A 19,380-nucleotide genomic window follows, 5' to 3' on the forward strand; every position below is an offset into this window, starting at 1 on the left:
ATGTAGTTTAACTGTATATATCTATAATTATATCAGACATATTTTTCCTGTCAATATTTAGAGAGAGGCTTTTTATAATTTTCAAAAAAATTTTTATAATGTCTCTACAATTGAGGAAACGCCAGCATCAAAGCACCAGAGACTCCTTCGCCTCAAACAAAAGGGTAGGTATCCTTCTATTTGTACATAGAAGGATACCTACCCTGCTTTACACTTTATTTCTATTGTTTTTACATCAATAACATCATAACAAAGCCAAATACCATTTCTTCATAACTTTGCATCTTAGGAGCCATTACTCCCTCAAGTCTATCTTCAATTTCTGGGTGTTCTGCCTTATATTCTTCCCATGCCTTATAATATTTCGTATCCATGCAGCATCCCCCTTCTAATAATTAGCATTTTCTGCTACATATTCTAGAACCGCTTTTAGGTTATCAACGTTTACGCTATCTGCTGTTATGATACCTTTGTCAAAACCAAAGATATATTTCCCTCCTGGTGCAAGAATATCAATCATTTCTTTTGCCTTATCAATACATTCTTGCTTTGTACCTGTTTTTAGTAATCCAATTGGATAAAATCCAGTAATAATATGTTTCTTACCTAGCTTTTCTTTCACAAGCTTAGGATCGCCATATTCAAACCACATTCTTGTATTCTCAGGAAGTTCATATAAATAATCAATATATCTCATCCAATCATGTTCAACAAATAGCAATGATGGTTGACCTTTATCAGCTAATCCATCCACTAGTTTCTTAAAGGTAGGCCAATAGTACTTTTCGAAATCCTTTGGTCGTATATATGGTGCCATATGAAGTGGGATAAAAGTAGCTCCATAATTACTAGGTGGATGATGGGGTGTACCTTGCTTAAGCATCAAAGGCAATGCTACCTCACAAGCAGCTTCTACCTTATCAGGGCATCGTCTAAGATCTCCAGTAATACCTTTGAATCCTCTTAATTGGTCTGCAACGAAGTCAAAAGGTGCCTCTGTCATTAGTTCGATTCCACCTAAAGGAGAATAACCATACTTTTCAGTTAGTTTTCCAATTACTCCCAAAGCAGCAAACAACTCATCATAATAGGCTTTGAAGGCTTTCCCAAAAGCTATAGCTCTTTGACCAGGGTTTGTATCCAATTCTGTATAGATTCGAGGTAGAATTTTTTCCATAATACAATCATAGGGTGAAGCAATAAATTCATCATATTCTTCAGCTTCCAGCCCATGAATCTCAGGGTGCTGCATAAAACCACTGGAGCCCATAACAAAGTTTCTAGCTCCTAACAGTTTATAATGCAAAGGATTTCTTAAATTCATTGCTGCAGGATTAGTATCAGAAACAAAATCCTGACAAACCTTTTCATATACTTCCTCCAGCAAATTATAATCCCACTGTACTTCTGCTAGATCTTTGCCTGCATATTGAATGGCAAACTCAAGCGTTAAGTTGGAGTTAACTGGCACTCTCTTAGGAATTTTGCCATCATATATGTCTTTAAATAGTTGTGTTCTTTCCTGCTGTAAAGCCTTTACGTCTTGTGCCGTTACAGCACTAGTCATATTAGCTCACCCACCCTTGACAAATCTTTACTCCTTCTGCAGCATTTGTAGTGAAAGCATCTGCCCCAACATGTTGGCAAGCTTCTTTGGTTACAGGGTTACCACCGATGATGATTTTTACATCATCTCTTAATCCTTGATTTTTCATTTCATCTATAATATTTTTCATAGAATCAATAGCTAAAGTAAGCACGCCACTCATTCCTATAATCTGTGGTTTTGTTTCTTTAACCTTTTGTACAAAAGCTTCTGCTGATTGGTCAATACCGATATCATGTACTTCAAAACCAGCTGCTTCTGACATACTTCTAAAGATGTTTTTACCAATATCATGTAGGTCTCCCTCTACTGTACCAAGAACAATGGTGCCTACTTTTTCTGTAGATCCAGAACCAATTACTGGCTTTAATGTTTCAATAGCACTGGTTAATAATTCTCCTGCAAAGATTAAATCACCAACAAAGTACTCTCCCTTGTCAAATAAATCCCCTACAACTGCCATTCCTTGTTGGCATGCGTTTACTACCTTTTGTGCATCTTCTTCACTTGGGTTTGTTCCTACAAACTCATTTAGCATCTCTAATACTTGGTCCTCATCAAGTTCTCCTACCGCTTGTGTCAATACGTTTAAGTCCATTGTTAATTCTGCCATTTTTAATTCCCCCTTGTTTTTATTTGGATTGTATCGTTTAAAAAAACATCTCTCTTATCTGTATATTATTAATTAAGTACTTCATTTATAATTAAATAAGGTGATTGAATACGTTTTCAATTTTCTGTAGAAGGTTTCTATTTTTATTATCTATATGATTACTCCTTGATAGGACCAATTTTATTCTTTCTATAGGCATTGGAGTATTTTCTACAGTGCTTATCTTTTCCAAGTAGTGCTTCTGTTGCCAGCAATGCTGCCATCATATCTCTGTTGCAAGGATCCATAATTGCAGAGTCCATACCTACATAAGAAGCAATTGTTAAGAAACTTTGATTTACTACTTTTCTTAAAGGCATACCGAAGGAGATATTACTCAATCCTGAAGTCACTTTAATAGTAGGATACATTTCCTTAATTGTTTTGGTTGTTTCTACAAAGTTCGTTAAGGATGTATTGTCTGTTGAAAGTGCCATTACTAAAGGATCGATATGTATTCTATCTGGTGTAATATCATACTTTGCAGCCTTTTCAACCAAAATTTTTGTTATATCTACTCTTGTTTGAACATCTGAAGGAATTCCTTTATTATCACAGGTTAATCCAATTACCTGCCACTCTGTTCCTTGAATCAATGGGTAAATCACTTCACACTTTCCACCTTCTTCAGATACAGAATTAATAAGCCCTGGTTTTTTAGCATATTTTAATACAGCTTCAATTGTTTTTGCATTTGGACTATCAATACTTAATGGCTTGTTTACCGCATCTTGAACAATGTCCATTAACCACTTTAAGGTTTCAACTTCAAACTCAGGTGCAGTACTTGCACATACATCAATATAATCAGCACCTGTATCTACTTGCTTTAAGGCAAGATTTCGAATAAACTCTTCGTCTTTGCTTTCAATAGCTTTTTTCACACTTGGAATTGTTCCATTAATCTTTTCCCCAATAATAATCATTTAAATTCCCACCTTTATTAAAAATATATCTTCGTCTCCTGTATATACATGTATTGTATCTGTATATACTTATAATTATATCAGACATTTTTCTCCTGTCAATATATCTGTAAAGGTTTTTTATAATTTTCAAAATATTTTTTTCTATAGCAAATTTTAGATTTATCTATCACCTTTTAAGAAGGTTTTTAGAATTTCTTTTTCATAACTGTCCTTTATCTCTTCCAATAGCGCTATTCCTCTTTTACAGTACACCTCTAGCTCCAAGTCTAAATAGTCATTAAATACCTCGCCTATGACTTTATTTTTAATTGCTCTTACTTTGATCTCTGCCTTCACACGGTATAATATACCCAGCTCATAAGGACTTTTTAATTTTTTAGCATATCCTTCTGCTGTCTTTAGGTACGCCAATGCTCTTTTATATCTTCCTTCTCGAACTAATAACAGTGCCATGTATCCTTCAGCTACAGCCCTTCCCCAAAACACCTCTAGCTGACAATATAAGTCAATAGCTCTCTCTAAGTATTCCTTTGCCCTCTGATAATCTCCCATTTCCAAAGCAGCTTGTGCCGCATTGGTATTGAATTGAGTTAACCCTTTGATCACTTTATTTTCTTCGCATATAGCTATCGCCTGATCATAATAATTTAGAGCCTTAGAAAATTTCATATTATATCTTCTTATTTCTCCGATATAGTTGTAGGCCGCCGCAATATTTATCACATATTTATTGTCAAACTCTGTGATTTCCTCAAATATTTTTATGGAAGTTCTTAAAATCTCTTCTGCTTTGGTATACTCTGTCATCATCATTTTGTTTAGTCCTTTTAACCGCAGCAAAATTCCTATTTCTTTTGCATTGTCATAGACTTGAGCCAATGCAAGACCCTCTTCTACATACAAAGTCATTTCTTCAGTCTTATGGGTCTGTATGCAATAATAAATCATCTGCTTATAACCCTTTAAACTATATACATAGTCTCTGACTTTTCTTGATACCTCTATCATTTGCCGAATATAAGTCACACCTTCTTTGTATTGCCCTTCTCTTATGGCATGTCTGCCTCTTATATATAAGAATTCCATTTGCAATTTCATGACTTCCTTTAAAGAAGGATGATGCTCCTTCACCTGCTGCAATTCCACTTCCAGCTCCTTAAGAGATTGAAGTAATTCCTTTGCTGTAGCTCCAAAAAACTCTTCTTTTTCTGTATTTATCTGATTCGCTTGAGGAAATACTTCATAGCTAAAATCCAAGTAATTATTAATATTCTTTATCTTGTACATTAAAGCTTTAAATTGGTTTCCAGCATGAGAGAAATGATAAATTAATCTGGAATAATTTAATGTATCTACCTTGTCGTGTTTCAATCGATTTTCTATGATGTTCCCTACTTTGTTGTGTAATACTTTTCTCATGGCTGGAGACTGTTGCGAGTAAATAAACTCCCTCAATTTTAAATGCGTAAACTGAAATGCAATTTCACTTCCTTTGCCTAATTCCCCCACGATATTTTTGTTTTGTAATTCTTCTATGATCTGCATTACCTGTAGTTCATCCCAGTTCATCAAGTCAGTCAGTAGATCTAATGAAGCTTTATCAAAAAAGAGAGAAATGATATTTAATAGTTTTCTGCCTTCTTCAGAGACTTCCAAAAACCTGCTTTTTAAAATATCTTGCATTTTGGGAGTGATTTTATCAAAGTCCTTCTTTTTATTTATAGAATGAATATATTCCAAAATAAAGAAGGTATTTCCTTCTGTTTCTTTATATATTTTTTCTACTAAATCCCCTTCAGGTAAAACGTATGGTAACATCTTATGTACAAAATCTCCTACCTCCTGAGAAGTAAATCTTTTTATAAGCATTTCTTCAATAGGATAGTGTTTTTTTATCTTTGTCATAAATTTATCTATTTTTTTATCATAGCCATCTCTACATGTTCCTACAAAAAGTATATTCTTCCCTTGATCCTGTTGCAAAACACTACTTAGAAGGGATAAACTCATACTGTCTACCCATTGTAGATCCTCAAAAACAATGACGATTTTCTTTATCTTACTGATTTTTTTAAAAAATCCTAGTACAGCATCCTCTACAAGCCTATAGTTAAAGTGGTTTAGCTCCTCAACAAAGCTTATAGAAACTGTAGTATTTTCTGCTGCAAATCCAGGGAATATAGAGCTGAGTATATCCTTCCATAAGGGTGGAAGGTCTATTTCTTCTTGTAGGAGCATTTCTGATAACAAAGAAAAGATTGTATTCCATGGCTTTAAAAAATAGCTCTCCTCTGCTTGGTAACAGTTGGTTTCCATCAGATATACATCCTTCTTGTCTATGTTTTTTAAAAACTGATTTTTCAATCTACTTTTTCCGATACCAGCTTCTCCTACCACCAGATACGAATGACTGCTACCTTTTTTGATAAAACTTCTATAGTTATTTAATAGTCTTTTTACCTCTTCCTTTCTTCCGTAAAAAAAGTCTTCTTGTTTTCCTTGACTTCTTGTTTCTTCTTGTTGCCTATTGCTCAAAATCTCTTGAAGCAGATCTTTGGTAGCTACATCCGGCATGATTCCTAATTCCTCTTGCAGTACTTGTTGTAATCGATTATAAAGGTCTATCGCTTTATTATAAGACCCTTGGCGGCTGTACAAGTTCATAAGTATGCGATAGGCATTTTCATTATAGGAATCTGTATGAACCAGTAATTTTGCATAATATTCTAACATTTCCTGATCTTCTTCAGCAGAAAGCTGGTGTAGCTTTTCTTGGAGTTTTATAATATAGAGATCTCTATAATATCCTCTGTTTTCAGACATCCATCCTTCAAAAACTTCGTCTTCCTTAACATGAAAGCCTTGAAGAAATTCACCATCATAGATCTCAATAGCATTTTCTTCATCTGAGAGAAATACTTTTAAATCACTTTCTAGTTTGATATCAGGATTTAACATGACAATAGATTTTTTAGGAGAAATAATAATATTTAAATCAAAAGCTTTTCTAATCTTATACATTGCATTTCTTAAATTTTTTTTAGCCGTTTCCTCTTCCATCTCTCCCCACAAAAGATGTACTAGTTCATCCCGTGTAGCCTGTTGATGCACAACCAGGTAATAAAACAAGGCCTCCGCCTTTTTAAAAGGCAGAAACACTTTTTTACTATTTTTAAAAATAGTAGGTGTATTAAAGAACTTTACATAAATACAATCCATGACTTATCCACCTTTTTCTACTAAAATCTTTAAAAATCTGTTTTATAATCATTTAAAATTGATATTGATTTTTATTTAGTTCACATTTTTATTATAATGGATAAATAAAAATATGACAAAGGCTGCCCTCTGTCATATTTTACGATGATCTATGAATTTCAATTTAGGAAAAACATGTAAATGAACCTTGCTTCTCCTTTTCTATCTTCCATGTCTTTTACAACTTTACATTAGCTAGAATATCTTTTTCCAATGCGCCTATTTTTGTTTCTATTTCCTTCACCTTCTGAGAAACTTCTTCTACAAACGCAGCATCTTGGATAGATCCAAGGTTGATTTTTACATTATATAAAGCTGAAAGCACCGCAGTTCTTGCCATCATCGCTGCTACAGCTCCGTCTGTAATAGCATTTTGGTTTCCCTTTACAACGACAGTTTCAATCCTCTGCATCATAGAAAATGCTTTTTGTGCTACTGTTAGAGGCACTAAAGCTGCTTTTTTTGTTGCCTCTTCAATGGCCTCTTTTCTTTTAGCCACTTCTTCTTCTGTTTCTTTAGGCAGCTTAAAGGCAGCCATTACTTCGTTATAAGCATCTGAATCCTTATCGATGTCTTCTATTAGCTCTTGTCTAGCTTGAAGAACGTCTTTAACTACATCCTTCATCTCTTCTTCTACTTCCACATACTTTTTTCTTCCTATAGTTAAATTAGCCACCATTTCTGTTAGAGCAGCAGCTACTGAAGCACTTAGGGCTGCTACACTTCCTCCTCCTGGCACTGGATCATTAGAGGCGGTTTTTTGTAAAAAATCCTTTACGGTTAAATCTGTTAACATCTTTCTCTCCCCTTTCAAACCTTTTCTATTTTAGGAAAAACAACGACACCATCTTTCACTACCTTCTCTACTGTACTTACACCAATATGATAAGGTATGTACTTATAAGAGGGAAACTCCAAGATAACAATATCTCCTTGTTTTCCTATATCTATACTACCAATTTTATCAGCTCTGTCAACAGCTGCTGCTCCATTAATGGTTAGTGCTGTAAGGGCTTCTTCTGTAGTAATACCCATATACAGTGTAGCTAGAGCAAAAATCAGTGGAATAGACTCTGTAAAACAGCTGCCGGGATTCAAGTCTGTTGCTAAAGCCACAGCACAGTTTTGATCAATCATATACCTGCCTCTAGCAAACTCCTCCTTCAAGCTAAAGGCGGTTCCAGGTAGAAGGGTAGCTACTACTCCTGCCTTTTCCATATCTCTTATCCCCTGGTCAGAAGCCTGTAGCAAGTGATCAGCAGATATAGCACCCAACTCTGCTGCTAATTCTGCTCCTCCTAGTGGCACAATTTCATCCGCATGAAGTTTTATTTTAAAGCCCATTTCTTTTGCTTTTGTTAGAAGCCTTCTGGATTGTTCTATAGAAAATACCTTATCCTCACAAAAGACATCACAAAACTCCGCCAGTTTTCTTTCAGCTACATCTGGCATCACTTTTTCAATGAAAAAGTCTATCAATATATCTTCTTTTCCTTTATATTCCTTAGGTACTGCATGGGCACCTAAAAAGGTGCTGACAACATCAATAGGATGCACAGCGTCTACTTCCTTCATGACCTCCAACTGCTTCATTTCCGTATCATAATCTAAACCATAGCCGCTTTTACCTTCAACCGTTGTTACGCCAAAGGACAGCATGCAATCCAGTCTTTTCATAGCACTTTCGAAGAGTTCTTCCTTAGTAGCTTCCTTGGTAGCCTTCACACTGCTAAGGATACCTCCACCCCGTTCCATAATATCCATATAACTATCTCCTCGAAGTCTCCAAGAGAATTCTTCCGCTCTATAACCACCAAAGAGAAAATGTGTATGGGAATCAACAAAGCCAGGTAATACTGCCTTATTGCTGGCATCAATCACTTCGTAGTTTTCCTCAGAATATTGTTTTAGTATTTCTTCTGTCTTTCCCACCGCCTTGATAATGCCCTCTTCAATGACGACAGCCCCATCAAGAATAATTTGAAGGTCTGACATTTCCTTGCCTTTTTTTGCTCTAAACCCACTGCAGGTCACAAGTTCCGCAGCATTTTTGATCAATAAATTTCCTTTTTTCATCATCATCACTCCATCAATCTAGCTTCTAACACCTGCTCCATAGAAAAATCCTCTAAGCCAAGATAATAAGCTGCTGTATCTACAAGAGCTTCCATAGGAACAGAACCAATAACTTCACTTCCTATCACGTTTACCCCATATCGTTTGGCTTCTATTCTAATCAGTTCAAACACTCTATATAAAGCGGTTTTTGTATAGTCTGTCATATTCATAGAAACCTGAACAATGCCTCGGTCCTTTAACTCTACACCTATTCCTTTACAATATCTAAGGCCTCCACTCATATGTCTTACGTTTTTTGCAATCTTGTCAGCTATTTCTAATCGATCTGTATCTAAGTTTACATTGTAGGCCACTAAAGGCATCCTAGCACCTACAGCAGTAACACCAGCGGTAGGATGAATTTCCTTCGGTCCAAAGTCAGGATGCCAATCAGGTTGTTTTACTTTTTCAGCCATACCTTCAAACTGTCCTTTTCTCACTTGAGCCAAGTTCTCTCTTTCAGGTGTTGAAGCTGCCTTTTCGTATAAATAAATAGGTAGGTTATATTTTTTAGATGCTTCTTCAGCTACTTCCTTTGCCAGCTCTACTGCTTCTGTCATACTTACATTGGTAATAGGAATAAAGGGAACAACATCTACTGCGCCCATCCTAGGATGCTGTCCTTCGTGTTTGGTCATATCTATGACTTCTATGGCGATTCCTATCGCCTCTATTACTGCATTTTTTAGAGGCTGAGGCTCACCTACCACCGTTACCACTGCTCTATTATGATCTTCATCTCTGCTATAATCCAGTAGTTTTACCCCTTCTTTTCCTCTAAAGGCATCTACAATTTTTTCTATTTTTTGTAAATCTTTGCCTTCACTGAAATTAGGTACACATTGTAGAATTTTTTTCTTATGACTCATAATAAATTTTCCACCTTTCACTACATACTTATTATTTTTTGAAAGCCTTGTCTACTAAATCCTTTATCAAATCTTCCTTAGGAATAAAAGGTAAGGTAATATGATCGGTTGTAGTATTTTCTTGATTGTATTCTATACTAGTTGAAATAGAGTTTTCATTTCTAGCCCATGCTCTTCTAGCAACTCCCCCCATTACATCCCAAGGCATTGCAGTTCTTAGTATATTATCTACCCTTTCACTGCCATCTAGTACCATACCAAATCCACCATTAATCGATTTTCCTATTCCTACGCCGCCTCCATTATGAAGAGCAATTAAACTCATTCCTCTAGCTGCATTTCCTGCAAAACATTGGGTAGCCATATCTGCCATTACATTACTTCCGTCCTTGATATTTGAAGTTTCTCTAAAAGGGGAATCTGTACCACTTACATCATGATGATCCCGTCCTAGCATAATAGGACCTACTTCACCATTTCTAACCATCTCATTAAACTTCAGGGCGATTCTCGTTCTCCCCATAGCATCTTGGTATAGAATTCTCGCCTGCGTTCCAACCACCATCTTGTTTTTTTCTGCATCACGAATCCATACATAATTATCTCTATCTTGTCCTCTTCTATTAGGGTCGATCAGATCCATGGCTGCTTTATCAGTTTTGATTAAGTCTTCATGCTTTCCACTTAAGCATACCCATCTAAAAGGCCCATAGCCATAGTCAAATAACTCCGGTCCCATAATATCTTCTACATAAGAAGGAAAAATAAAACCTTCTTTTTCATCTCGACCATTCTTAGAAATTTCCTTTACACCAGCATCATAGACAGACTTCATAAAAGCATTGCCGTAATCGAAGAAATAGGTGCCTCTTTCTACCAGTGTTTTGATCAACTGAAAATGTTCCTTTAGCGTTTTGTCTACTAACTGTTTGAACTTTTCTCTATCACGTTTTAGCATATCTGTTCTCTCATCAAAACTCAGTTCTCTTGGACAATACCCACCTTCATATACAGCATGACAAGAGGTTTGATCAGAAAGTAAATCAATTTTTATATGGTTGTCTACAGCATACTGTAATAAATCAACAATATTTCCGTGATAAGCTATAGAAACAGTCTCCCTTTTTTCTATATATTCTTTGGCTGTATCAAATACTTCCTTTAGATCTGCGGAAACCTTGCTTACCCAACCTTGATCGTATCTAGTTTGAATTCTAGAGGAATCTACTTCAGCAACAATTCCTACACCATTGGCGATTTCTACAGCTTTAGGCTGGGCTCCACTCATTCCTCCAAGTCCCGATGTTACAAACAACACACCGCTTAGGTCTTCATCTTGTTTTAATCCTAGTTTTAATCTTCCTGCATTTAACAAAGTATTGAAGGTACCGTGGACAATTCCCTGTGGTCCTATATACATCCATCCTCCAGCTGTCATTTGTCCATAATTAGCAACCCCCATTTGCTCTGCTATGTCCCAATCCTTTAAGTTATCAAACATACCCACCATAAGGGCATTGGTAATAATAACTCTAGGTGCATCTGCCTTTGACTTAAATAAACCTAGGGGATGACCAGACTCAATGACTAGGGTTTGTTCATTGGTCATAACTTCAAGGTACTTTTTGATTAGCTGATATTGCATCCAGTTCTGACATACCTTTCCTGTTTCCCCATAGGTTACTAATTCATAAGGGTAAAGAGCAATATCAAAGTCTAAGTTGTTATCCATCATTACTTGAAAGGCTTTTCCTTCAATACAATTGCCTTTATATTCATCTATAGATTTTGCTTTTATATTTCCTTGTGGTCTATAACGATAGCCATAGATTCTTCCTAGTGTCATCAGTTCCTCTAAAAATTCCGGTGCCAAAACTTCATGTAATTCTTCAGGAATATAACGCAAGGCATTTTTCAAAGCTATTTCAGTCTGGGTTTTTGTAAGCTTAAAACCTCGATCAGGTGCTCGGCGAATACCCTCTACAAACTCAGGATATTCTGGTAAAACATTATCTAGTTTGATGGTCATTGCATGAAATATATTGGTATTACTGATCATGTCAAAACTCCCCTTTCAACTATTCTTTATATACTTCTCTTTAAGTTAAATTATATTGATCTTCCGTCACCATAACGTCTAATTTTTATATTTTTTGCAAAAAAAAGTCTGACTATTTGTCAGATTTTTTTGCTTATACTGCTTTTAGTATGTCCACAATACCATTATTTAATTGTTCTGTTAAATCAACATTTTTCCTTATTTCAATTGGATTGCCTAAAGCATCACGTAAAACTCTTACCACTGGTCTTGTGGGAAAATCTTCATGAGAATTCACCACAATTCCTTCTTCACCGGATCGTAGTTTTACTAAAGTTCCTACTGGATAAATAGAAATCTGCTTTAGAAATATTTTTACTAAATCACAGTCAAATTGATGATATCCCATCGTTATTAAATACTCGATGGCATCATGAGGAGGAATACCTGGTCGATAAACCCTGTGGGAGGTTAGAGCATCGTATACATCACATATAGCTACAATTCTTGAAAATTCATGTATTTGTTTACCTATAAGTCCGCTGGGGTATCCTTTTCCATCAAAACGTTCGTGGTGATCTCGAATAATCCAAGAAACTTCCTCCTTGAGTCCCTTTAGATTTCCTACTACTTGATACCCATATAACGTGTGTTTCTTCATTTCTTTATATTCTTCCTCTGTTAAAGCTCCTGGCTTCGTTAAAATTTCACTTCTGATATTTACCTTTCCTATGTCATGCAATAAAGCCCCTAGGCCTAAGATCTGCAGATCTTTTTTTTCATACTCTAAGGCTATACCCATAATTAAGGCCAAAACACATACGTTTACACAATGTCCGAAAGTATACTCGTCGATACTCCTTATATCCGTTAAATTTAAAAGAATACCTCTATCCTCCATCAACTCTTCAGTAAGCCGTAGGATAGCAGTTTGTAATTTTTGTATATCCATTTCTTTTTTCATGTGGATACCTGTCACTGCATCCTTTATTGCTGTTAAAGCTATTGTTCTTGTTTCTTCTGTAATGATCTTTTGTATTTCTGGTTTGCTGCTTTTACTCCAATATATATATATATGATTTATACTGTATCTTTTAAGTTTTTCTATGTAAAATTCCTTTAAAACCATCTCCCGATCTATTAGCAGTCTGCCTTCTTTTGTATATATGGGCTTCGCTAAAATCATTCCAGGTGTTGCTGCAGAAGTATAAAGTTTGATCACAGCCTTCCCCCCTCATTTTGGTTAAGTTTACCCTGTTGTTCTCTACTAAACAATATTTTCTACAAAAGAACCAAAATTCCTACTAAATATTAAAATATTTGTAGAAATTTTGGTTCTTTTAGTACTATTTTCCTAATCAAAACTTTCCTGATTCTTCATCTGCAGTCTTTTAGCAATTTCCTCGATTTTTCTTAATCTATGGTTAACACCAGATTTTCCAATGGAAGGCGTAATCATTTGTCCCAATTCCTTTAAACTAGCCTCTTGGTAGTTTAAACGCAAGTCAGCAATCTCTCTCAATCCTTCAGGTAGAGCATTAATCCCTACAGTATCCCTTATATACTCGATGTTTTCAATTTGTCTCATGGAAGCGTTTACAGTTTTGCTTAAATTTGCAGTTTCACAATTGACAATTCTATTTATATCATTTCTCATTTGTTTATAGACCCGGATATTCTCTAAATCTAATAATGCTTTATGGGCTCCTATAATATTTAAAATATCTACCACTTGATCTCCTTCTTTAATATAAACGACATAACTTCCTTTACGTTCTACAGTTTTAGCGTTTAGATTAAATTCATTAATTAAATTTTTGAGATCTTCACTATGCTGTAAGCTGTTGGTAACGAATTCTAAGTGGTAAGTTTTTTCTGGAGCACTGATAGAACCTCCACCTAAAAAGGCTCCCCTTAAATAAGCTCTTTTGCAGCAATGCTTTGTTAAAAGCTCCTTAGGAAGTTCATAGGTTATATCAAAAGAATTGTTATCTTCTTTTAAGATTCCTACTTGTTTTAGAATTGTTACACTCCCCATACCGTGACTAATCATCATCATATAGTAGTTATTTTTCTTGAGCCTTGAATTTCTTCTAATCATTACTTCCGTGTGAATTTCAAATAACTTTTTAATATATTTAAATATCTTTCTAGCAGTAGATGGATTTTCTGTATTGATTCTTAAATTGATTTTTTTAAGTCCTGTCAAGTGCAAAGTTCCACTCATCCTTATAAGAGCTGCTAATTCCGCTAGTTTACAACAATGTTGTTCTGGAAAAATTCTTGCCAACTCTGACTTGGTATTTGCTGAAAAAGACATAACATCACAACCTTTTATCTTATTATTTAGTATTTCCAAAATTAAGTATTATAATTTTAAAAGAACTGTACAAAATAGTAGTGGGTAATATATATTATTAATGGAGGTGTATTGATCAATGAAACAACATCCAAAAATGGAAGTAATGTGTCACGTACACAACTGTAAGTTTAATGAAACCGACTACTGTTTTGCTCCAAAATTAGAAGTAAATGCAAAAGGCAATGCAGATATGGCTAATTCTTCTGACGAAGCACTTTGTACAACTTTCCAATCTAAATAATTCATCTATCTATAAGACCTCACTTACTTTGTGAGGTCTTCTTAATTTCTCGAATAGCTTTTTGGATAATTTCTTTCTCGTCATCGTATTTTGCTAAACCTGCAGCACGATTGATATGAATAAACTTTGCATCAATAAATCCTTCTTCTTTAAGAGGTATGCACTGGATTTGCCTTGCTCGCATCAAAAACCAATGAACTGTCTTATTAATAAGGTCATTATCTTCCCAACTATTTTTAAATGTATAATGAATTTCTCCTAAATATTTCAATACTTCAACTTTTACAGCTGCTTCTTCATGTACCTCCCGCACAGCAGCTTCTTCGATTGTCTCAGGATGTTCTACTTTTCCCTTTGGAAGTACCCAGTCCCCATTATATTTTTTTAACAATAGTATTGCATTGCCAAAAACCACTACCCCGCCAGCGCTGATTTCCTCTCTCACAACTTCAACTCCTTTAAGCTTTATGCGCATTAATCCACGATGAAGTCCTCTAGTATGTCTATTTATTATTTAATAATTTTTTGTGAAATATTATAATAATAAATTACCATATTAAATTATTTATTTCAATGAGAAACTCATCAAATAAGAAAAAAGACAAATTACCCCCTTCAAGGAAAATTTGTCTTAAAACTCATTCATACAACTTTACTTACTCTCCAACAGGCTTTAGTTTAGCAGTAAAGTGTCTCAGCACTTCTGGTTCGTAGGTAAATTTAAAACCCTTTAAGGTTTCCCGCCTACGCCAAATTTCTATTAAGGCATCTGCTACAACATCCATATGATTATAGGTATATACCCTTCTTGGTATCGTAAGTCTTAATAGTTCCATTGGAGATTCTAGCTGCTTTCCTGTTTCTGGGTCTCTACCTAATAGAAATGAACCGATTTCCACCGCTCTTACCCCAGCTTCTTTATATAACTCTACACAAACGGCTTGTGCAGGGAATTGATGATAAGGTATCTGAGGACAAAACTTTTTGCAATCAACGAATACAGCATGCCCTCCCACTGGTCTTTGAATAGGAATTCCCGCCTCCACCAGTCTCTGACCTAGATATTCTATTTGTCCGATTCTACTTTCTAGATAGTCTTCCTCCACCACTTCCCTTAATCCTCTGGCCAAAGCCTCCATGTCTCTTCCTGATAATCCACCGTAGGTAGGGAAGCCTTCTATAGGCACCACCATGGAACGCACCTTTGTATATAATTCCTCATCTTCTTTAACAGCAATCATTCCCCCCATATTCACAATGCCATCTTTTTTAGCACTCATAGTAAGGGCGTCACCATAGCTGAACATTTCTCTTATGATTTCTGTAATCTCTTTACTTTCATAGCCAACTTCTCTTTTTTTGATAAAATATGCGTTTTCTGCAAATCTAGCAGCATCAAAAACTACCTTGAGTCCATATTGATCAGCAATTTTCTTTACGCCTCTAATATTTTCCATAGATACTGGCTGACCACCTACACTATTACAGGTCACGGTTATAATGATAAAGGCACAGTTTTTTACTCCCTTTTCTTCAATAAAATCCTGAAGCTCTTCTAAGTCAAAGTTCCCCTTAAAAGAATGCTCTTTTTCCGTGTCAAAGGCTTCTTTTGTAACGAAATTAACAGCTCTGCCGCCTTTTAGCTCAACATGAGCCTTTGTTGTATCAAAGTGCATATTACTCAACACATACTGTCCCTTTTCCTCAATTAAGATGGGAAATAGAACATTTTCTGCGCCTCGTCCTTGATGAGTAGGTACAAAGTATTGGTAGCCAATAATATCCTGGACGCTTTTTTCTAAATGATAGTAATTTCTGCTGCCAGCATAGGATTCATCTCCTAGCATTAAACCCGCCCACTGCCAATCACTCATAGCACCTGTGCCACTATCTGTCAATAAATCAATATATATATCCTCTGCCCTCAGGGCAAACTGATTGTATCCTACTTCTTGAATCTTTCTTTCTCTTTCTTCTTTAGGTATTAATTTAATGGGTTCTACCATTTTAATTTTATAGGGTTCAGCTTTCTTTATAGACATAATACTTAAGATCCTCCTCTATTAAGGTTTGGTTAAAAAATTTTATGTTTTAAAAAATTTTAACTATTATTAATTTCTACACTTCTCTTGCAATTCCTTCTAATTTATTATGTCTATTTAAAATTTTTTAAATATGTTCTATTTTTTGTAAGTTGTTCTTATTTTTTCCTTTTCATCCCGTTGGCTAAATCAACAATTATTTTAGATAGCTGTACTGCATCATGCCTGACATAATCTTTTTTGATCTCAACGAGATTGCTTTCAATAAATTTTATCCCTTTATTTTTAAGATCTTCTCGATCCTTCTCTGTTATCTTTACTATACTAGCTCCTTCTTGCTGATATTTATAATAGGCACCATCGAAAACTTCACCATCATTTGCTATCACATAATCTATGACCAATTTAGGACAATGCTCTAAAATAGCATTTACATGATCCATTACAGAGTATCCATCCGTCTCCCCCGGTTGTGTCATGATGTTAGAGATATATACTGTCTTATTATTAGATCGCCGTATGGCCTCAGTAATATTTTTCACCAATAGATTAGGTAAAATACTGGTATAAAGGCTGCCAGGGCCTAGCACAATGATATCTGCCCCGTAAATAGCTTCCACTACCTCCTTTAACCCCTCCGCTTCCTTAGGTTTTATAAAGACCCTGTCAACAGCACTATTTTCCTCTACACTTTTTTGTGGGATATTGGACTCTCCCTTAACTACTTTTCCGTTTTTTAGTGCAGCATATAAGATAATATTTTCCAATGTGACAGGATAAACTTCTCCTGTCACTGCTAATACTTCGCTAATTTTTTTAATAGCTTCTTCAAAATTATTGCTAATACCATTCATTGATGCAATAAATAAATTCCCAAAGCTTTGACCTTTTAAACTTCCCTCCTGAAACCGATATTGAAGAAGCTGTTCCATGGTTGGTTCCATCTCCGCCAAGGCTAAAATACAGTTTCGTATATCTCCCGGAGGCAACATTCCTAAATCCTCCCTTAACTTGCCGGAGCCTCCTCCATCATCTGCCACCGATACAACTACTGTAATATTAGCAGTATACAACTTTAATCCTCTAAGAAGGATAGATAAACCTGTACCTCCTCCTATTACCACCACCTTAGGCCCTTTAGATAAGAGTTTTTTGTTTAAACTGCCATTTACGGTAGCAATGTCTTGTGCCACTGACTTCAGTCCACGGTGAAATCCGTGATAAATAAAAAAAATACCTAGTAGTCCTATAAAAAATCGTAAGCCCCCATGAAGCTGAATCATCTCAAAAAAATATGAAAGAGAAAAAGCCAGTAAAAGGATGCCTAATACACCTAATACGACCCATCTTTTTATCTGTAGTCCTGGCTTCAACCAATAAATAGCCTTCATTTAAGCTCATTTCCTTTCCCCTAATGTATCATCCCTATGGGTTAAAATCGTTCGATATCCTTTTTCTTTTAGTTTATGATACAACACATAGGCTATGGTTACAGATCTATGCTTGCCACCAGTGCACCCAATAGAAATAACCAGTTGATTTTTACCTTCCTTTATGTAATGCGGTATAAGAAAGTCGGTTAACTCAAAAAGTTTATTAGAAAATTCAACACTTATTGGTGAATTCATTACGTATTCTCTAACTTTTAAATCCTTACCGGTAAAATCTCGAAGTTCCTCTATATAGTAAGGGTTTGGTAAAAAGCGGACATCAAAAACTAAATCCGAATCTAAAGGAATACCATGCTTAAAGCCAAAGGAAGTTATATAAATCATCAGATTATCAGTTTTATTCCCTTCGAAGTAAATATTTCTTAATTCTTCCTTCAATTGTCCAGGAGTCATTCTTGTAGTATCAATAATATTTGTAGCCATCATTTTTAATTTTTTAAGTCTTACTCTTTCTTTATTAATACCTTCTCCTATGCTTTCATTAAAGGAAAGTGGATGATTACGACGGGTTTCTTTAAACCTTTTAATTAAAGCACTATCACTAGCATCTAGGAATAAAATTTCATAATGATATTCTAAATCCCTTAACCCATCTAGACTCTCAAACAAGTCATCAAAAAACATTCCACCACGAATATCAATCACTAATGCTACCTTCTGTATATCTCCATGAGACTGTAGACACAATTCCACAAACTTTGGAATCAGTGCAGGGGGTAAATTATCAACACAATAAAATCCTAAGTCCTCCATGCATTTCACCGCTTGACTTTTTCCCGCCCCCGACATACCAGTTATAATAACAAATTTCATTTTTATCTAACTCCTCTTTTGTATTTGCTACTTACTCTTCTCCTACGATACGAACCTCCGGCTGCAATTCTACAGCAAACTGCTCAAACACTTTTTTTTGTATAAGGGCCATTAAGTTTAACACATCCGCTGCTGTTGCTTGACCGATGTTTACAATAAAACCTGAATGTAGGTCTGATACCTGCGCATCCCCTACCCTTGCCCCCTTCAACCCAGCATCTTGAATCAACTTTCCTGCAAAATACCCTGGAGGCCTTTTAAAGGTACTCCCGGCACTAGGAAGGTGCAGTGGTTGTTTTGTCGTTCTCTTTTGTGTTAAATCATCAGTGATGGCTTTAATATCCTCATACTTACCCTCTTCAAACTTCATTGTGACTTCCAAAACAATATAATTTTTTTTCTGTATGATACTGCTTCTATAGCCTAGTTCTAGTTCCTCAAAAGATAAGTCTAATACTTCTCCCTCTTGGTCTAAAACTTTACAACGTTCTACAACATCCTTCATTTCTCCGCCATAAGCACCGGCATTCATGGTGATTGCCCCACCCAAAGTGCCGGGAATCCCACTGGCAAATTCAAAGCCCTTCAGACTTTTTTGAAGAACCCTTTTTGACAAAGTAGATAATAATATACCAGCTTGTGCTACAACCCCTTTTTCAGAGATAGTTACGTCATTAAATTTTTCAGCTATCTTTATTACAACCTTTCTCATTCCCTTATCCCTTACTAAGAGGTTAGAACCATTCCCCATAACGAAGTACTCTGCCCCTTCGGCTTTGCAAAGTGCTATAGCTTGTTGAATTTCTTCTACTTTTTGAGGCATCAATAATATATCGGCAGGCCCCCCGATTTTAAAGGAGGTGTGTTTTTTCATCGGCTCATCTAACAAAACATTTTCCTTTATCATGAAAGCTAAAAATTGTTGGTATAACTTATTTTTATCCAAATTATTCACTCCTAAGCTCATAAAGTTTATTAAAGTATATCTTTTTTTCTATTCT

General features: G+C 35.5%; 17 protein-coding genes. 1 reads left to right on the plus strand and 16 read right to left on the minus strand.

Features of this window, described 5'->3' with window-relative positions; genetic code table 11:
- Positions 1-230 precede the first annotated feature (230 nt).
- From CACET_RS20760 to whiA, 11 genes are all read right to left on the minus strand, one after another.
- Complete coding sequence (locus tag CACET_RS20760; RefSeq protein WP_169747291.1) at positions 231-374, minus strand: hypothetical protein; 144 nt, start codon at positions 372-374, stop codon at positions 231-233.
- Positions 375-388: 14 nt separating this feature from the next.
- Positions 389-1,567, minus strand: a complete 1,179-nt coding sequence (locus CACET_RS15815; protein WP_044824139.1) for a uroporphyrinogen decarboxylase family protein — start codon at positions 1,565-1,567, stop codon at positions 389-391.
- 1 nt (position 1,568) lies between these two features.
- Positions 1,569-2,219, minus strand: coding sequence for a cobalamin B12-binding domain-containing protein (locus CACET_RS15820; protein WP_044824140.1), 651 nt, complete (start codon positions 2,217-2,219; stop codon positions 1,569-1,571).
- Between the two features lie 158 nt (positions 2,220-2,377).
- Entirely contained in the window at positions 2,378-3,184 is an 807-nt protein-coding gene (locus tag CACET_RS15825) for a methyltetrahydrofolate cobalamin methyltransferase (protein ID WP_044824141.1), read from the minus strand.
- Positions 3,185-3,346: 162 nt separating this feature from the next.
- Positions 3,347-6,406, minus strand: coding sequence for an ATP-binding protein (locus CACET_RS15830; protein WP_044824142.1), 3,060 nt, complete (start codon positions 6,404-6,406; stop codon positions 3,347-3,349).
- A gap of 217 nt (positions 6,407-6,623) precedes the next feature.
- Positions 6,624-7,241, minus strand: coding sequence for a cyclodeaminase/cyclohydrolase family protein (locus CACET_RS15835; RefSeq protein ID WP_044824143.1), 618 nt, complete (start codon positions 7,239-7,241; stop codon positions 6,624-6,626).
- A gap of 14 nt (positions 7,242-7,255) precedes the next feature.
- Positions 7,256-8,521: an imidazolonepropionase gene (hutI, locus tag CACET_RS15840; RefSeq protein ID WP_044824144.1), complete on the minus strand. Its 1,266-nt coding sequence runs from the start codon at positions 8,519-8,521 to the stop codon at positions 7,256-7,258.
- A 5-nt stretch (positions 8,522-8,526) separates the two neighbouring features.
- A complete protein-coding gene (gene ftcD / locus CACET_RS15845; RefSeq protein ID WP_044824145.1) occupies positions 8,527-9,432 on the minus strand; it encodes a glutamate formimidoyltransferase in 906 nt (301 codons plus the stop codon).
- A gap of 31 nt (positions 9,433-9,463) precedes the next feature.
- A complete protein-coding gene (locus CACET_RS15850; protein ID WP_044824146.1) occupies positions 9,464-11,491 on the minus strand; it encodes a urocanate hydratase in 2,028 nt (675 codons plus the stop codon).
- A 133-nt stretch (positions 11,492-11,624) separates the two neighbouring features.
- On the minus strand, positions 11,625-12,692 hold the full coding sequence (locus CACET_RS15855; RefSeq protein WP_082058140.1) for an HD-GYP domain-containing protein: 1,068 nt from the start codon (positions 12,690-12,692) through the stop codon (positions 11,625-11,627).
- 132 nt (positions 12,693-12,824) lie between these two features.
- A complete protein-coding gene (gene whiA / locus CACET_RS15860) occupies positions 12,825-13,790 on the minus strand; it encodes a DNA-binding protein WhiA (RefSeq protein WP_044824147.1) in 966 nt (321 codons plus the stop codon).
- A gap of 118 nt (positions 13,791-13,908) precedes the next feature.
- Between whiA and CACET_RS19980 the strand changes: the two genes are divergently transcribed.
- Positions 13,909-14,073, plus strand: coding sequence for a DUF1540 domain-containing protein (locus tag CACET_RS19980; RefSeq protein WP_082058141.1), 165 nt, complete (start codon positions 13,909-13,911; stop codon positions 14,071-14,073).
- Between the two features lie 19 nt (positions 14,074-14,092).
- Here the strand turns inward: CACET_RS19980 and CACET_RS15865 are convergent, their stop codons facing one another.
- The 5 genes from CACET_RS15865 to murB form a co-directional block, all read right to left on the minus strand.
- A complete protein-coding gene (locus CACET_RS15865; RefSeq protein WP_044824148.1) occupies positions 14,093-14,518 on the minus strand; it encodes an NUDIX hydrolase in 426 nt (141 codons plus the stop codon).
- Positions 14,519-14,729: 211 nt separating this feature from the next.
- The gene (locus tag CACET_RS15870; RefSeq protein ID WP_044824149.1) at positions 14,730-16,115 is read right to left on the minus strand and encodes a tryptophanase; all 1,386 of its coding nucleotides are present in this window, start codon (positions 16,113-16,115) and stop codon (positions 14,730-14,732) included.
- Positions 16,116-16,273: 158 nt separating this feature from the next.
- Complete coding sequence (locus tag CACET_RS15875; protein ID WP_044824150.1) at positions 16,274-17,506, minus strand: gluconeogenesis factor YvcK family protein; 1,233 nt, start codon at positions 17,504-17,506, stop codon at positions 16,274-16,276.
- 6 nt (positions 17,507-17,512) lie between these two features.
- Positions 17,513-18,379, minus strand: a complete 867-nt coding sequence (gene rapZ / locus CACET_RS15880) for an RNase adapter RapZ (protein ID WP_044824151.1) — start codon at positions 18,377-18,379, stop codon at positions 17,513-17,515.
- A gap of 31 nt (positions 18,380-18,410) precedes the next feature.
- The gene (gene murB / locus CACET_RS15885) at positions 18,411-19,325 is read right to left on the minus strand and encodes a UDP-N-acetylmuramate dehydrogenase (RefSeq protein ID WP_082058142.1); all 915 of its coding nucleotides are present in this window, start codon (positions 19,323-19,325) and stop codon (positions 18,411-18,413) included.
- Positions 19,326-19,380: the final 55 nt, after the last annotated feature.

This window comes from Clostridium aceticum (genome assembly GCF_001042715.1).
Lineage (GTDB): Bacteria > Bacillota > Clostridia > Peptostreptococcales > Natronincolaceae > Andreesenella > Andreesenella acetica.

What these genes read in the sequence shown, in the direction of transcription:
- CACET_RS20760 (WP_169747291.1), bottom strand. Translation starts at nt 374, where the DNA reads ATGGATACGAAATATTATAAGGCATGGGAAGAATATAAGGCAGAACAC.
- CACET_RS15815 (WP_044824139.1), bottom strand. Translation starts at nt 1,567, where the DNA reads ATGACTAGTGCTGTAACGGCACAAGACGTAAAGGCTTTACAGCAGGAA.
- CACET_RS15820 (WP_044824140.1), bottom strand. Translation starts at nt 2,219, where the DNA reads ATGGCAGAATTAACAATGGACTTAAACGTATTGACACAAGCGGTAGGA.
- CACET_RS15825 (WP_044824141.1), bottom strand. Translation starts at nt 3,184, where the DNA reads ATGATTATTATTGGGGAAAAGATTAATGGAACAATTCCAAGTGTGAAA.
- CACET_RS15830 (WP_044824142.1), bottom strand. Translation starts at nt 6,406, where the DNA reads ATGGATTGTATTTATGTAAAGTTCTTTAATACACCTACTATTTTTAAA.
- CACET_RS15835 (WP_044824143.1), bottom strand. Translation starts at nt 7,241, where the DNA reads ATGTTAACAGATTTAACCGTAAAGGATTTTTTACAAAAAACCGCCTCT.
- hutI (WP_044824144.1), bottom strand. Translation starts at nt 8,521, where the DNA reads ATGAAAAAAGGAAATTTATTGATCAAAAATGCTGCGGAACTTGTGACC.
- ftcD (WP_044824145.1), bottom strand. Translation starts at nt 9,432, where the DNA reads ATGAGTCATAAGAAAAAAATTCTACAATGTGTACCTAATTTCAGTGAA.
- CACET_RS15850 (WP_044824146.1), bottom strand. Translation starts at nt 11,491, where the DNA reads ATGATCAGTAATACCAATATATTTCATGCAATGACCATCAAACTAGAT.
- whiA (WP_044824147.1), bottom strand. Translation starts at nt 13,790, where the DNA reads ATGTCTTTTTCAGCAAATACCAAGTCAGAGTTGGCAAGAATTTTTCCA.
- CACET_RS19980 (WP_082058141.1), top strand. Translation starts at nt 13,909, where the DNA reads ATGAAACAACATCCAAAAATGGAAGTAATGTGTCACGTACACAACTGT.
- CACET_RS15870 (WP_044824149.1), bottom strand. Translation starts at nt 16,115, where the DNA reads ATGTCTATAAAGAAAGCTGAACCCTATAAAATTAAAATGGTAGAACCC.
- CACET_RS15875 (WP_044824150.1), bottom strand. Translation starts at nt 17,506, where the DNA reads ATGAAGGCTATTTATTGGTTGAAGCCAGGACTACAGATAAAAAGATGG.
- rapZ (WP_044824151.1), bottom strand. Translation starts at nt 18,379, where the DNA reads ATGAAATTTGTTATTATAACTGGTATGTCGGGGGCGGGAAAAAGTCAA.